The organism is Vibrio toranzoniae (genome assembly GCF_024347655.1).
GTDB lineage: Bacteria > Pseudomonadota > Gammaproteobacteria > Enterobacterales > Vibrionaceae > Vibrio > Vibrio toranzoniae.
The window spans coordinates 1397923-1412392 of record NZ_AP025515.1 but is presented as its reverse complement, the minus strand read 5'-3'; the positions used below and the strand labels follow the sequence as shown (position 1 = coordinate 1412392).

Below are 14470 nucleotides of genomic sequence, written 5' to 3'. Positions count from 1 at the left end.
AGCGTTCATTTTGGCGCTGCTTTTTATTTGCCCTACAAGATGCTATTAAATTCTCATAAGCTCTTATTTTTATGTGCAATCATATTTCTATATTGGTAAGGTAAACTGCTCAATTACAAGGTATGTAAGACAATTTGAAGTCTCTGAAGGAAATGGTTAAGTTTAAGTCACTTAACAAGTGGTATGGTGATTTCCATGCCCTAAAGGATATCGATTTAAAGATTGAACAGGGAGAAATTGTGGTGATTTGCGGGCCGTCTGGTTCTGGTAAATCAACCTTGATCCGCTGTATCAACCAGCTAGAGCCCTTCGAAAGCGGTAAGCTTTCTGTGCTAGAACAAGCGCTTCCGTGCAAATTCAGCACTCCAGGTCAAGTCGGTATGGTATTTCAACACTTCCACTTATTCCCCCATCTTACGGTGCTTGAAAACCTGACTTTGTCTCCGACCCGTACGCTCAAAAAAAGCAAACAAAATGCAGAGAAAATAGCGATGCATTATCTTGAATGTGTGCACATTGCAGAGCAAGCCAATAAATACCCAGCTCAGCTTTCTGGCGGCCAACAACAACGTGTTGCGATTGCTCGTTCTCTTTGTATGAAACCTGAATTACTGTTGTTTGATGAACCAACATCAGCCCTTGACCCAGAAATGATCAACGAGGTGCTCGATGTGATGGTTGAGCTTGCAAGCGAGGGGATTACCATGGTGTGCGTGACACACGAAATGGGCTTTGCGAAACGAGTTGCTGACCGCGTCATTTTTATGGATGAAGGGCAAATAGTGGAATCCAATACGCCTCAAGCGCTTTTTGAAAAACCTCAACATGAACGTACTCAAGCGTTCCTAAATCAGATTTTGACTTACTGATGCTGTTTAAAATAGTGAAACCCGCCCTAGCCGCTTTAGTACAAATTGTTGTGCTCGCGGCTGCTGTTGTTTGGATTCTCGATTCTGGCGCACAAACCATGGGATACAGCTGGCAATGGGAGCGCGTACCGGACTATATTGCTTTCTATGAAGATGGTGAATGGTGGCCTGCAGAACTGATGGAAGGGTTACTGGTTACTATCAATATCTCTTTGATCTCTTTAGTCGCTACGCTAGTTATTGGTTTAACCACAGCCCTATTACGGAACTCTAATTCCGTGGTTGGTCGTACCTTAGCCACCAGCTATGTTGAGTTGATACGTAATACGCCGTTATTAGTACAAATCTATTTGCTCTATTTTGTGTTTGGCCCCGTACTAGGGTTGGATCGATTTAGTACTGCTGTTTTAGCCTTGGCACTTTTCCAAGGGGCATACACTGCCGAAATCTTCCGTGCCGGTTTAAATGGCATTGCTAAAGGACAATTTGAAGCAGCTCAATCTTTGGGCTTATCAAAGACCTATACTTATTGGGATGTGATTCTTCCTCAGGTGATTCAACGCACGTTGCCACCTTTGACAAATGAAGTCATCTCTCTTATTAAAAACTCTTCGATTGTGAGTGTCATGGCGATTTTCGACCTGACAACTGAAGCCAGGAACATTGTTTCTGAAACCGCGATGCCATTTGAGATTTGGTTCTCTGTGGCGATCATTTATCTTGCACTTACACTTTCACTTTCTGCCGTTGCTGCTTGGCTTGAGCATAAGCTCGGGGCTAACTGGCGAACACAATAAGGATTTATCAGCATGAAGCTATTTAAAACCGCAATTACAGCTCTACTTGCGCTTGCCGTCAGTTTGCCTGCACTTGCTTCTGAAACGCCTAACCTAGATAAAATCAACGATCGTGGCTCTCTGCGTGTTGGTATGTCGACTTTTGTACCTTGGGCAATGCGTAACAAACAAGGCGACCTTGTTGGCTTTGAAATCGATGTGGCGAAGCGTCTTGCCAAAGATTCAGGCTGGAAAGTCGAATTTGTTCCTACGGCGTGGGACGGCATCATCCCTTCTCTATTATCAAAGAAATTTGATGTGATCATCGGCGGTATGTCTATCACTGAAGCGCGATCTAAAAGCGTACTGTTCACTGAACCTTACTCTCACTCTGGCGTTCAGCTAGCTGCAAACAAAGATCTGGCTGAAGGCTTTACTCAGCTCTCTGATTTCGATTCTCGTCGTGTGAAGATAGCTGCTCGTCGTGGTGCTTTCACGGTTCAAGTCGCTCGTGAAACCTTCCCGAAAGCTAAGGTTCTACAGTTTGATGACGACGCTCAAGCGTTCCAAGAAGTGTTAAACGGCAATGCACACGCGGTTATCGCATCTAGCCCAAAACCAGAACACGAAACAATCAAAAACGCAGACACGCTATTCATTCCATTTGAAGAGCGCCTATCAAAAGGTAACGAAGCGTTTGCTGTGCGCCTAGGCGAAACAGACAAAGCAGAGTTTTTCAACGCGTGGATCAAAGCTCGTACTGAAGACGGTTGGTTGAAAGAACGTTACGAGTACTGGTTCTCTACGCTGGATTGGCAGGACCAGATTGCTCAAGGTCAGTAACCTGAAGCCGAGCGCACTTTTTGAATATGGGCTTGCTATTGGTTGATTAATCAAGGCAGTGCGCAGTTTGCACTGCCTTCTCATCGACAACTTAAATCGCCTTTAAGTAGCTTTATTTGATTCGCTTTAGATCCAAACAACAAACCAATAATAATTAGTGTTTAAACAGGAATGACGTGAGTAGTACTAGCGCATTATCAACCCCCAAGCCCAACCTTCACATAAAGCCTTGGTATCAACGCCTCAATCTATTAGATGGAGTGTTGTTTGCCATCATTTGTGCATTCGCAGGTTGGCTTTATTATCGCTCTGCTGTCGGTATTAATTACCAGTGGCGCTGGGAAGACGCGTTCACACTGATCTTCATTCCACCTTCTCAAGGCAGTGTCCCTTATTTCTTCCAAGGCTTGGTCGCAACACTGCGTTTAAGTTTATGGAGCATGGTGTTAGCGCTCTCTTTCGGCACACTGTTAGGGGTGGCAAGACACTCTAAAATCGCTTTATTCAAAACACCGGCGCTGATTTTCATTCAGTTGGTTCGAAATATTCCGCCATTGGTATTTGTGTTTATCTTTTACTTCTTTGTCTCCAACCAGCTGATCCCTCTGCTTGGCTTAGAAAACATTTTACGTGAACACAATGGTGAAATTAATGCTGTTCAAGCGTTTCTGTTCGGACCCGCAAACCTTTGGGAAAACTTAGCCTCTGGTGTTATCTGTATTGGCTTGCTTTCTTCGGCTTATATCGCTGAAGTGATTCGGTCTGGTTTAGAAAGCATTCCTAAAGGGCAATGGGAAGCAGCTGACTCTCTCGGTTTATCTACGCTGTCTAAGTATCGATTTGTGGTTGGCCCACAGGTATTAACCGCGATTACACCACCTTTGGCTGGCCAAGCAATCTCTTTGGTTAAAGACACGTCGATTGTCTCACTGATTTCGATCCAAGAGATGACGTTTGTTGGTACTGAAATGGCGAACTCTTCCGGTTTGATCTTCGAGATCTGGCTGATTGTTGGCGCGGTTTACTTCGCGCTGTGTTTCACCCTCTCACGTATTTTTAAAGTCATTGAACAACGCTCGAGCGTTTACCTTAACCGCTAGTGTCATAGATTGTTTGAACGTGAATTCGAGCATCTGTTCGATTATCAAGATCATGATTCACTGTGCCACCGAGTCTAAACCTAACCAGCCCTTATGGTTACTGATGCCACATATAAACAAACTGGTCGTTTTGCGAGGTGATTTCAAAACCAAATCTTAAGTACAGCTCTCCAACTCGATTACCTTGCAGATAACACAACTCAACCGGTTTATTGAGCTTGTCTGCGTAAACTAAGCAATCGGTGAGAACCTGACTACCGATACCCTTGCCATGATATTCAGGCAGCAGGAAGAAACGGCAAAAGTAGAAGTGATCACCTTTGTCTTGCAGTAACACACTGCCAATCGATTTACCTTTATATTCAATAATTTCAGGCCGTTCTTCTACCCACTCTTCGGCGTGTATATCTCGTTGAGCTTGTTCATCCCAGCCAAAAACAGCCTTGATTGGCTCAAATTCAGCCGCCTTTTTTAGCTCGAACAAAAATTCATAATCTGATGCCTGAGCGGGTCTTGTCGAATACTTCAAAATACCTCCAACAATAAATGAATGGTTACTGCTTTTTCACGTATTTCGCTGTCACCAACATCTCCCCGCCACCATCAAGCTTACAATCCAGCTGATGATCTTTGCCTTCGTTGATACGTCTAATCACAGCTTTAGTACCAATTTTCAAGACGCTAGAGCTGCCTTTTACTTTTAGATCTTTAATAAAAGTTACTTTATCGCCAGTTTCTAGAACGGCACCGTTAACATCCTTAACGCGCGCTGCTTCTCTTTCTAAACGCTCTTCTTCTGGGTTCCACTCATAAGCGCACTCAGGGCAGATTAGGTTGTTTTGGTCTGGGTAGACGTATTCAGATTGGCATTGCGGACAAGGAGGTAAAGACATACGTTAATCCTTCATTTAAATGGAATTTGTACTCATTTTAATGGCTCTTGCTAGGCTTAGCGAGCACAAATCTAACAATTGCTCCTAAGTGAATCTAACGCAAAAAAGAGCTGCGCCTAAAACGAACAAACACAGCCATGGGCTGTGTTTGTCTATGATAGTAATTTGTTTAAAAGGCAGCCGTAATCTAAAAAGGTCAATGTTCTACTTTTGGCGAGTAGATTGAATACGCTGTGATTTGCCCAGCCACAATCGCGGAGAACATAAACAGCGCCGATAAGCCGATACTTGGGATCGGCAAGATAGACTGCTCAAAAACCGATTGGCTAGCACTCACCAACACGCGACTACCCGGGACCAAGATAATGATCCCTTGCACGATATAGATCGATCCAGTGAGATCCATTTTCTTCGCAATCCAAGTACCATAAAGAGTAATCAACACAGTGGTTACCCAAGTACCGACAACCCAACCACTATCAAAACCTAGATAAAACGGGCCCCACATACCGAGAACAGCGACGGGTAAACCTAATAGAATGTCCGTTGGGCGCGCATTAAACATCACACCGATAGAGACAGAAATCAGCACCAATCCAGAAATGTGCATCCATATCGGCACTGCATTGATATAAGAAATAGAAACGGCCTGCCCCCATATCGCTTCGCCAATATTGAGCCCCATGACAATGCCAACAAACAGCTTAATGAGGGTTAACGCACTTTGACCGAGCAAGCTAGTGCCGGAGACCAAGTCATTAAACGCCAAACACTCTAATGCGTTGGCTATTGATAACCCGGGGACGAACAAAACTATTGAAGCAATACACAATGCCCAAACAGGAATGGGCAGACCTGTACTCGCCAAGAAAGCAACGAAAATACCGGTCAATAACGCCGAAATGAATTCAACCGCGATGGCACGACGTGAATGTAGAACTTGCTGACACACCCAAACCATCAAACCCAAAAACACCGAGAAGGCAACCGCTTCTAGCGTACTGCCTACAAGCATCAAATACGCGGGCGGAATGCCCATATTGGCAAGAGCTGTGACCCATTTAGAATAACCTACAGGTTCTGGCACCGGTTCACTACTCGGTTGATTAATACGAATAATGGTATTTGCCAACAAACTCAGATTAATTGAGGCCAATTTTTGGCGTTTTAGAATAACGGCGTTGTTATCATCTGGAAACTGATAGTTAATCGCGGTTGGCGTCGCTTGGATCATCACATCAACACCATGCTTTCTTGCATAGTATTGTGTGTACTTTTCAAGCTTATAAGGAGCACAACCACTGCGGTGAAGAGTGTCGCCAATTTCAACAATTTTGTTAATTCGGTACTGAGAAGGCATGAGTGCGCTAAAGGTGGGAGACAAAATATGCGATAAATGTACCAAACGACAGACGGAATGACGAGAGTTTTGCGCAAATTATCAACTAAATTTGTTACTTATTTCTCCAAACGATCATGATTACTTATAACGCTACTATTTTGGGATTAGTTTAATGAATTATGTGATTTATGCTCAAGTTGTATTTATGCATCTAAACTGTTATCAGAAATTCGATAATTTGGATGAAGCCCCCTTTATTTTAACATACGGATTTTCATAATTTGCTCACACCTTGAACGAAACGAGTACTCATTTAAATTTACAAATCGCAGGCTAACGCCTTCACCAAAGATATAGGTTATCTGTTATTTTAGACCTAGACTGAATAAGAGTTTAATCACACTTTACTCTTTCTAGAAGCACAAAAGGCGAGTAAAAAACTATCGGAGTGGTGATTATGCGAGCACTTAGAATAAAAATGAAAGAAAAAGGTTTCGTTTTCAGTTAGATGTGGCATTATCAAACTCGTTAAGACGATGTGCGTGCATCGTATAATGGCTATTACCTCAGCCTTCCAAGCTGATGATGCGGGTTCGATTCCCGCTGCACGCTCCAGTCTTCTTGATGCTTCAGTCTTACTCTTAAGACAGTGTGCGTGCATCGTATAATGGCTATTACCTCAGCCTTCCAAGCTGATGATGCGGGTTCGATTCCCGCTGCACGCTCCAATCCTATTTAGGCTTTATTCAGCCGAAATTCATATCCTAATAAAACCTCTTCAACACAAATTTTATTTGCATCTAGCTCTATTAGATTAATCTCTACAGCGTTATCGACTTCGCCATGCCCGCTTCTGCGTGACCTGGAATATTACAAGCAAACTCGACTTGATTATCACCATGGAAATGCCACAGTAATTGCTTCGCTTTGCCCGGTTTCACCGTCACTGTACTGCCAGAATCATGGTGGTGGTTACCCATCTTTTTCATCTTTTTCATCTTTTTCATCTTTTTCATCTTTTTCATCTTTTTCATCTTTTTCATCTTTTTCATCTTTTCACGATGCTCTAACTGCTCTGTTGCAGAACCAATCGAGAATTCGTGGTCAATCTTGCCTGTATTCATTACTACAAACTGAACTACGTCATTGGGCTCAATATCGACCTTGTTCTTAAACGTAATTCTCATGTCGTCACTCAGTAGAACATGAACCACTTTATCGGGTTTAGCGCCTTGAGCTGGCATGCCAACTTCCGATATGCCTTCCATATCTATCATTCCATCCATATTCATCATCTTCGAATGGTCCATCTTTCCACCATTCATCATGCTGTGATCCATCTTTGAATGATCCATTTCTCCGTTCTTCATCATCGAGTGGTCCATACCTGAGTGATCCATGTTTGAATGGTCACTAGTTGAATGGCTCATAGCAGCAAAAGCTGTTGCAGTAGTCAGTGTTAGGGCGATAGCAATTAGTGTCTTTTTCATGGTCGTTCCTTAGATTAATTCAGATTTTAATGTTCATGTGTTAAGCCCTTACCCACTCTGTTTTGATAAGTAAGGGCTAGTAATCAATACGTTATTTGTTTGTTTCGTTTTGGCTGCGGGTAACCTCACGCTGCTTCCAGAGCTTAAAGATTGCGGGCAGCACCAGTAGAGTAAGCAGCAGTGCAGACGCCATTCCGCCAATCATCGGCGCGGCAATTCGTTGCATCACTTCTGAGCCCGTACCCTCGCCATACATAATTGGAATAAGGCCAATGATCACGGTAAGAACCGTCATCATCACTGGGCGAACACGCAGTCCTGCGCCCTCACGAATCGCATCCGTTAAGTCTTCACTCTGAAGTGCTTGCTGGTTCTGCTCCGCATCCAATTTTTTGTAGTGCCATGCTTGATTGAGATACACCAACATGATCACACCTATCTCGACCGCAACGCCGGCTAGCGCGATGAAGCCAACACCAACTGCAATAGAGAAGTTGTAATTGAGGTAGTGCATCAACCACAAACCACCGACCATGGCTAACGGCAATGTCAGCATGATCATCATTACTTCACCAACACGGCGGAAGCTCAAATACAACAGCAACATGATGATGGCGATGGTGATAGGCACAACCACACTTAGGCGATCTTTGGCGCGTTCCATGTATTCGTATTGACCAGACCATGTAAGCGAGTAGCCCGCAGGCAGTACTATTTGGTCGGCAACCACTTGCTGCGCTTCTGCCACATAAGAACCAAGGTCACGACCATCAATATCCACGAATACCCAACCGTTAGGACGCGCATTCTCAGTCTTGATCATTGGCGGGCCGTCTTCATAACGGATATCCGCAACATCAGACAAAGCTATACGAGCACCGTTTGGCGTAACGAGTGGTAAGTTCTGCAACTTGACGACAGAATCACGATAATCTTGTGGGTATCGAACGTTGATTGGGTAGCGTTCCAGTCCTTCAACGGTTTCACCGACATTCATACCGCCAACTGCAGTCGAGATAACCTGTTGAACTTCTTTGATGCTTAAACCGTAACGAGCAGCAGAGCGGCGCTTGATGTCTATCGTCACATAACGACCACCAGCCACACGTTCGGCATATACAGAAGCCGTGCCGCTGACACCGTTCAAGATAGGTTCAAGCTGAGAACCAATATCCTCAATAACACTCAGATCTGGCCCTGCTATCTTGATTCCGATTGGCGTTTTAATACCGGTCGCTAGCATGTCGATACGAGTCTTAATTGGCATGACCCATGCGTTAGTCAAACCCGGGAACTGAATCAGATCATCGAACTCTTTACGTAACGACTCTGTAGTGACGCCGTCACGCCACTCATCTCGAGGTTTAAGCTGAATTACCGTTTCAATCATGGTCAGTGGCGCAGGATCGGTTGCGGTCTCTGCACGTCCGATTTTGCCCCATGTGGTTTCAACTTCTGGGATGGTTTTGATTAACTTGCTGGTTTGCTGTAGCAGCTCACGCGCCTTACCTATCGAGATCCCCGGATAAGTGGTCGGCATGTACATCAAATCACCTTCATCCAAAGGAGGAATGAACTCACTGCCAAGCTTGCTGATTGGGTAATACGCAGAAGCCATCAAACCCAATGCAATCACAATCATCACTTTTGGATACTTGAGACTTAAGTTAAGCATTGGCTTATACATCGCGACCAAACTACGGTTCACTGGGTTCTTATGTTCAGGTAACACGTTGCCACGAATGAAGTAACCCATTAACACAGGCACCAGTGTGATAGCCAAACCTGCAGCAGCCGCCATTGCATACGTTTTAGTAAACGCGAGTGGCGAGAACATCTTGCCTTCTTGGCCTTCTAACGCGAACACAGGCACAAAACTTAAGGTAATGATGATGAGCGAGAAGAACAGTGGTGCGCCAACTTCTTCTGCCGCTTTACCAATTACTTGCCAACGGTTTTTATCAGTCAGGGGCGTTCGTTCTATGTGTTTGTGAACGTTCTCTATCATTACGATCGCGCCATCGACCATGGCACCAATCGCAATTGCGATACCACCGAGAGACATGATGTTGGCATTAATGCCCTGCCAATGCATCACAATGAACGCACCTAAAATACCGACAGGTAAGCTAAGCGCGATAACCAGTGATGAGCGAATATGGAATAGGAACAATGCGCACACAATCGCAACCACGATGAACTCTTCAGCCAGTTTCTTCCAAAGGTTTTCAACGGCAGAATCAATCAAGGTTGAACGGTCATAAGTCGCGACAATTTCAACGCCATCGGGTAAACCGGTTTGCAGTTCAGCTAGCTTAGACTTTACTGAATCAATTACTTCACTGGCATTTTCACCAAAGCGCATCACGATAACGCCACCAACCGCTTCGCCTTCACCATTGAGCTCAGAGATGCCACGACGCATCTGCGGTCCAAGGTTAATGTCGGCAATGTCACCCAATAACAGCGGTGTACCTTTATCGGTCACTTTTAATGGCAGTGATTGAATGTCTTTAATGCTTGTGAGGTAGCCCGTGGTACGAACCATGTGCTCCGCTTCAGCAATCTCAACCACTGATGCGCCCGTTTCTTGGTTGCCATCTTGGATCGCCTTATTGACTTGCTGAAGCGTTAAGTCATAAGCACGTAATTTGGCAGGATCTATCTGTACTTGATACTGCTTCACCATGCCACCGACAGTCGCGACTTCAGATACGCCCTCAACGGTTTGCAATTCATACTTCAAGAACCAGTCTTGCAGGCTACGAAGCTCTGCTAAGTCGTGCTTACCGGTTTTATCTTGCAGTACATAGCTGTAAACCCAGCCCACACCGGTTGCATCTGGTCCTAATGTTGGTTTAGCACTTGAGGGCAAGTTAGGCGCGACTTGGCTCAGGTATTCCAACACGCGAGAACGCGCCCAATACATGTCAGTATCGTCATTGAAGATGATATAGACGTAAGAATCACCAAAGAACGAGTAACCACGAACCGTTTCGGCACCCGGCACGGCTAACATTGCAGTAGTGAGTGGATACGTTACTTGGTCCTCAACCACTTGTGGCGCTTGACCCGGATAGCTAGTTTTGATGATCACCTGTACATCAGAAAGATCTGGAATAGCATCGACGGGCGTATTTTTAACGCTGTATAACCCGCCAAACACGATGGCGACAGTCGCGACCAGCACCAAAAATCGGTTACTGATGGACCAACGAATAATTGCATTGATCATAATGTGCCCTCACCTGCTTCTAAAGATTTGAGCACATAATCTGAACCCTGTTTCGCCACTAGAAACCGGATGCTTTGCCCCTCAGAAAACTCCGATAAATCAAGGTCGTGACTGGCTTGGAAGTTCATTTCACCCGCTTTCCAATCCCACTCTGGTACTGGCTTGTAATTCACCGTGATCATTCCGAAATCAGGCATTAGCATAGTGATATCGCCTTTCACCCACACTTCGCCCGCCATTTGATGCTCGCTCACCTTATAATCAACGACTTCATACTGGCCTGATTCTGTTTTCATCATTTCAAAATCAACGACTTTCCCACGCTTCACGTCGGCCATATCTAAGCCTTCCGCAAAGGTGAAATTCATCACCATGCCCGGCCAATCCCATTCAGGAACAGGCTGGTGATTGATGGTTGCCATACGACTGCCTTGCATCACATCGGCAATTTCACCCTTTGCCCAAACCGTTTCGGCTTGCTCTTCAATGCCATTGATTCGTGACAAATCAGCGGATTGACTAGATTCAGAGTCCAGCATGAAGTGCGCTGAAGTCACAATGTGTTCGCCTTGTGTGAGCCCTTGCAACACCTCGGTCTTCTCGCCAGCTTCACGCCCTACTTCAATGCGTGCTGAACGGTATTTACCTTCACCTTCAGACAACACAACACGAGTCATGCCCCCAGAGTGGATAACTGATGATCTTGGTATGGTAAGAACTTGATCATCACTGATTGGTTTCAGTGCGATATTGGCGAACATATTTGGTTTGAGCTCGCCATTAGGGTTAGAGAACTTCAAGCGAACGCGTAAGGTTCGAGTTTTTGGGTCAAGAATCGGATATACATAATCCACATTGCCCTGCCACTCTTTGCCCGGAATCGCATCCAGTGTCATCACCGCATTGCTGCCCGATGAGATCCAGTGTGCTTGGCGCTCAAACACTTCTGCATCAACCCAAACTTCATCTAGCGGCCCTGCACTGATTACCGCTTGTGCAGGTGAAAGGTAACCACCTTCACGAATGTTGAGGCTCGCAATAACGCCATCTGCAGGTGCTTTGATTTCAATGGTTTGTGAAGCTTTACCCTGTCGAGTAATCGAGCGAATCTGCGCCTTATCGACACCCAAGGTCACCAAGCGTTCAGTCGATCCTTTTATCAATCCTTTGCGACCCGTTTTGTACGCACTAAGTAACTCTTCTTGTGCCTTAACCAGCTCTGGAGAATAAAGTGTGAACAGTACATCGTCCTTGTTCACCTTCTCACCGACAGCATTGATGTAAAGCTTCTCAACCCAGCCAGCAGCTCTTACGTTGGTTTGCCACAATGTACTTTCATCGAACGCCACGTAACCCACGGTTTCAATACGTGGCGACAAAGCTTCCAACCCTACCTTTGCAGTTTTGACACCGAGATTGTTTTCTACCGACGGATCGATAAATACCGTTCCTGCTTTGTCTGAACCACCACTTAAGTCATCGGCATAAACAGGGATTAAATCCATCCCCATAGGTGACTGACCCGGCTTGTCACGCTGATAATTTGGGTCCATTGGCGCAACCCAATAAAGAGGATCATCACTTGAACTTGCTGCTGAACCTGTCCCGCTAGAAGCAGCCATTGCAGACATATCGTGAGCTGAATTAAAGAGAAAGTGATTTACACCAAAACCTAATGTGCCACCGACCAATAAAGCGATAGTCGCTACTTTTACTGTATTCATTGTCTATTCCTTTATTGATTGGCTGTTGTTTTGAGTTACGGTGGAGTTGAGTTGCGGTTGATTAACTTGATAGCCAAAACCACTGACCAGTGAGGCCAGTTTGCTATTTACGATGTTGAGATCGGTAATCAAACGCTGTTGTTCTAACTTCAGGGCGAGTTCATCCGCCGTTGCTGCAATAACGTCATTAAATTGCGCAGTGTTGTTTTGATAGCCTCTTTCCACCGCACTAATACGAGCAGCAGTTTGAGGAAGCAAGGTGCTTTGGTAACGCTCTAACCGCTGAATCAGGTTCGACCTATCTACTAATAACGCATTCACTTGCGCGTTCATTTGGGAAAGTAAGGTGTCTTTTTGGGATTTAGCCGCGCCAACTTGGTACTGAGCCGCAGACAAGTTCTTGTCTTGTCGGTTGCCGGTAAACAGTGGTATATCAACCGTTAGATAAGCACTCACAAGATCAGAAGCGGGTTCGCCCGCCATGTTGTTCGCTTGTCGATGGGCATACATCACTTCCACACCAAACTGCGGCGTATACGCTTGCTCAGCTAGCTCTACTTGAGTTTGATTGGATGAGATAGTCGCATCTGTGATCTTAACGAGCGGATGATCCATCAACAGTTGATAATGCTTGGTTGCATCGTTGTTGGTCGCCAATTTACTTTCTAATAACGACCAATCAATTTGATTAGTCGCATGAAGCCTCCCCTGAGGATCAAGCGTCTGAGAATCAAGAGCCTGAGATCCAATAGCTTGAGTACCTAACCAGTCAGAACCGAGCCACTCAGACAGTTGAGAGATTAGACGGCGTTGAACTTGCTGGTTGGCTTGTAGTTTTTCATCAAGTTTACTGACTTGAAGCTGAGCATTAAGCAGATCTTGCGCTTCACTTTTTCCAATCGAGTAATTGGTTTGCACATAGTTCTCTAGCTCAACCAACAAGCGTCGATTTTCACGCATCACACCTTCAGCGACTTGCTGATAACCCAATTCAAGCCATAACTGCGTCATGCTGTTAGCAACGGTAAGCTCGCGAGCCTGCACTTGAAGAGCTAACCCATCCGCTTGCTGACCGGCTTTTTTCTGCTGAAGATCGAGTGTATCGCCACGCTCGAATTGCTGCATTAGACCGACCGAAATATTGGTCATTGGATCTTCATCAAACTGGAAGCTATCGACTGGCAGTCCACCAAATCCGACTTTCAATTTCGGATCCATTAAGGTTGCGCTCGCAATACCGGTTTCACGCATCGCTTGCGACTGAGCAAAGTACTGCTTGCGATTGCTGTCTTGGCTCAATGCTATCTCAATCAATGTATTGAGTTGCTGTGTTGAGCTCTGTTGATCAGCTTGTGTTGAAGCAGGCGCCGCAGCTAAAGCACTGGTTGAAATAAAAGCAGCACTCGAAACAAAGGCAGCAGCGACCACGACACGCGCGTTTATTCCAAACACGGAGGTTGTTGGTTTTATATTCACAATGAATGTCCATATCTAGCGTTAAATAACGCATATAAAAGATTGGCGTATCAGGTTTATGACTCTGATATCGCTATATTTTTAGATATAGATTTATGCGGTGGGTGGGCGTAACAAAGATTGAGCGCGTGCGACTTTCTGCCCAATAATGACAGATTGAAAACGAGCTAAAGAAGAGACAAAGGGGTTGGCGGCTTGAACAGCCTGAATTGGAAAAGAAGTTGTAGAACACACTGAGGCACAACAATCGGCACTCGAACAATGGTTACCCATCATGTGGCCGCCGTCTTCGCTCATTGAAGACATGTCGCATTGAGCCATCAAACCATGAGCACCCATATTGGAGTGTTCAGCGTGTGGTTCTTCACTCGTCACATGACATCCCGCCATTGAATCATTAACCGACGTATCGCTGTGGTAACAAGCCGATTTGCTCGAGAGCATTTCCATCATCATTACTTCAGTCATCATGGCTGATGAGCTTGAGGCATAGCTAGACATCAACATCGCGATGATGCTGAAAACAGTAATCCAAGTTGTTCGGAGTGTGTTTGTCATAGCTAACCTTTAAATTTATACGGTAACTATAAAGGTTCCCCTTAGGGTAAGGTCAATGCTCATTACTCAATACCTTGAGTTAATGAACAAATGGATATTCAACACGTTTACATCAAAATGAGAGAATTGTTTGATTTAAAGAAATTTTCTTTAAAAATTATCTT

12 protein-coding genes and 2 tRNA genes are annotated in these 14470 nt (G+C 45.0%); 6 read left to right on the top strand and 8 right to left on the bottom strand.

Going from position 1 to position 14470, the window contains the following annotated elements:
- Nucleotides 1-152 precede the first annotated feature (152 nt).
- The 4 genes from OCU50_RS20595 (at nucleotide 153) to OCU50_RS20580 (ending at nucleotide 3588) form a co-directional block, all read left to right on the top strand.
- Entirely contained in the window at nucleotides 153-869 is a 717-nt protein-coding gene (locus tag OCU50_RS20595; protein WP_060469607.1) for an amino acid ABC transporter ATP-binding protein, read from the top strand.
- Nucleotides 869-1666, top strand: coding sequence for an amino acid ABC transporter permease (locus OCU50_RS20590; protein WP_060469606.1), 798 nt, complete (start codon nucleotides 869-871; stop codon nucleotides 1664-1666). The genes OCU50_RS20595 and OCU50_RS20590 overlap by 1 nt, the downstream gene beginning before the upstream one ends.
- Nucleotides 1667-1678: 12 nt before the next feature.
- Nucleotides 1679-2488 carry a transporter substrate-binding domain-containing protein gene (locus OCU50_RS20585; RefSeq protein ID WP_060469605.1) on the top strand — a complete coding sequence of 270 codons (810 nt, stop codon included), beginning with the start codon at nucleotides 1679-1681 and terminating at the stop codon, nucleotides 2486-2488.
- Between the two features lie 176 nt (nucleotides 2489-2664).
- Nucleotides 2665-3588: an amino acid ABC transporter permease gene (locus OCU50_RS20580; RefSeq protein WP_060469604.1), complete on the top strand. Its 924-nt coding sequence runs from the start codon at nucleotides 2665-2667 to the stop codon at nucleotides 3586-3588.
- A 97-nt stretch (nucleotides 3589-3685) separates the two neighbouring features.
- On the opposite strand, the gene OCU50_RS20575 is transcribed toward OCU50_RS20580, so the two are convergent.
- The 3 genes from OCU50_RS20575 to OCU50_RS20565 form a co-directional block, all read right to left on the bottom strand.
- A complete protein-coding gene (locus OCU50_RS20575; protein WP_060469603.1) occupies nucleotides 3686-4117 on the bottom strand; it encodes a GNAT family N-acetyltransferase in 432 nt (143 codons plus the stop codon).
- Between the two features lie 25 nt (nucleotides 4118-4142).
- On the bottom strand, nucleotides 4143-4481 hold the full coding sequence (locus tag OCU50_RS20570) for a zinc ribbon domain-containing protein YjdM (RefSeq protein WP_046224897.1): 339 nt from the start codon (nucleotides 4479-4481) through the stop codon (nucleotides 4143-4145).
- A 196-nt stretch (nucleotides 4482-4677) separates the two neighbouring features.
- Nucleotides 4678-5841 carry a threonine/serine exporter family protein gene (locus OCU50_RS20565; protein WP_017058138.1) on the bottom strand — a complete coding sequence of 388 codons (1164 nt, stop codon included), beginning with the start codon at nucleotides 5839-5841 and terminating at the stop codon, nucleotides 4678-4680.
- A 522-nt stretch (nucleotides 5842-6363) separates the two neighbouring features.
- Here OCU50_RS20565 and OCU50_RS20560 point away from each other — a divergent pair.
- Nucleotides 6364-6438: transfer RNA gene (locus tag OCU50_RS20560), tRNA-Gly, on the top strand.
- Between the two features lie 38 nt (nucleotides 6439-6476).
- Nucleotides 6477-6551, top strand: a tRNA-Gly gene (locus OCU50_RS20555).
- A gap of 93 nt (nucleotides 6552-6644) precedes the next feature.
- Here the strand turns inward: OCU50_RS20555 and OCU50_RS20550 are convergent.
- The 5 genes from OCU50_RS20550 to OCU50_RS20530 form a co-directional block, all read right to left on the bottom strand.
- On the bottom strand, nucleotides 6645-7313 hold the full coding sequence (locus OCU50_RS20550; protein ID WP_261809204.1) for a cupredoxin domain-containing protein: 669 nt from the start codon (nucleotides 7311-7313) through the stop codon (nucleotides 6645-6647).
- Between the two features lie 91 nt (nucleotides 7314-7404).
- Nucleotides 7405-10548, bottom strand: coding sequence for an efflux RND transporter permease subunit (locus tag OCU50_RS20545; protein ID WP_060469600.1), 3144 nt, complete (start codon nucleotides 10546-10548; stop codon nucleotides 7405-7407).
- Entirely contained in the window at nucleotides 10545-12272 is a 1728-nt protein-coding gene (locus OCU50_RS20540) for an efflux RND transporter periplasmic adaptor subunit (RefSeq protein WP_060469599.1), read from the bottom strand. The genes OCU50_RS20545 and OCU50_RS20540 overlap by 4 nt, the downstream gene beginning before the upstream one ends.
- Nucleotides 12273-12275: 3 nt before the next feature.
- On the bottom strand, nucleotides 12276-13742 hold the full coding sequence (locus OCU50_RS20535) for a TolC family protein (RefSeq protein WP_060469602.1): 1467 nt from the start codon (nucleotides 13740-13742) through the stop codon (nucleotides 12276-12278).
- A 99-nt stretch (nucleotides 13743-13841) separates the two neighbouring features.
- Nucleotides 13842-14306, bottom strand: coding sequence for a hypothetical protein (locus OCU50_RS20530; protein ID WP_060469598.1), 465 nt, complete (start codon nucleotides 14304-14306; stop codon nucleotides 13842-13844).
- Between the last annotated feature and the right edge of the window lie 164 nt (nucleotides 14307-14470).

Excerpts from the sequence above, each read along its gene's own strand:
- OCU50_RS20585 (WP_060469605.1), top strand. The coding sequence starts at position 1,679 with ATGAAGCTATTTAAAACCGCAATTACAGCTCTACTTGCGCTTGCCGTC.
- OCU50_RS20550 (WP_261809204.1), bottom strand. The coding sequence starts at position 7,313 with ATGAAAAAGACACTAATTGCTATCGCCCTAACACTGACTACTGCAACA.
- OCU50_RS20565 (WP_017058138.1), bottom strand. The coding sequence starts at position 5,841 with ATGCCTTCTCAGTACCGAATTAACAAAATTGTTGAAATTGGCGACACT.
- OCU50_RS20590 (WP_060469606.1), top strand. The coding sequence starts at position 869 with ATGCTGTTTAAAATAGTGAAACCCGCCCTAGCCGCTTTAGTACAAATT.
- OCU50_RS20545 (WP_060469600.1), bottom strand. The coding sequence starts at position 10,548 with ATGATCAATGCAATTATTCGTTGGTCCATCAGTAACCGATTTTTGGTG.
- OCU50_RS20570 (WP_046224897.1), bottom strand. The coding sequence starts at position 4,481 with ATGTCTTTACCTCCTTGTCCGCAATGCCAATCTGAATACGTCTACCCA.
- OCU50_RS20540 (WP_060469599.1), bottom strand. The coding sequence starts at position 12,272 with ATGAATACAGTAAAAGTAGCGACTATCGCTTTATTGGTCGGTGGCACA.
- OCU50_RS20595 (WP_060469607.1), top strand. The coding sequence starts at position 153 with ATGGTTAAGTTTAAGTCACTTAACAAGTGGTATGGTGATTTCCATGCC.
- OCU50_RS20530 (WP_060469598.1), bottom strand. The coding sequence starts at position 14,306 with ATGACAAACACACTCCGAACAACTTGGATTACTGTTTTCAGCATCATC.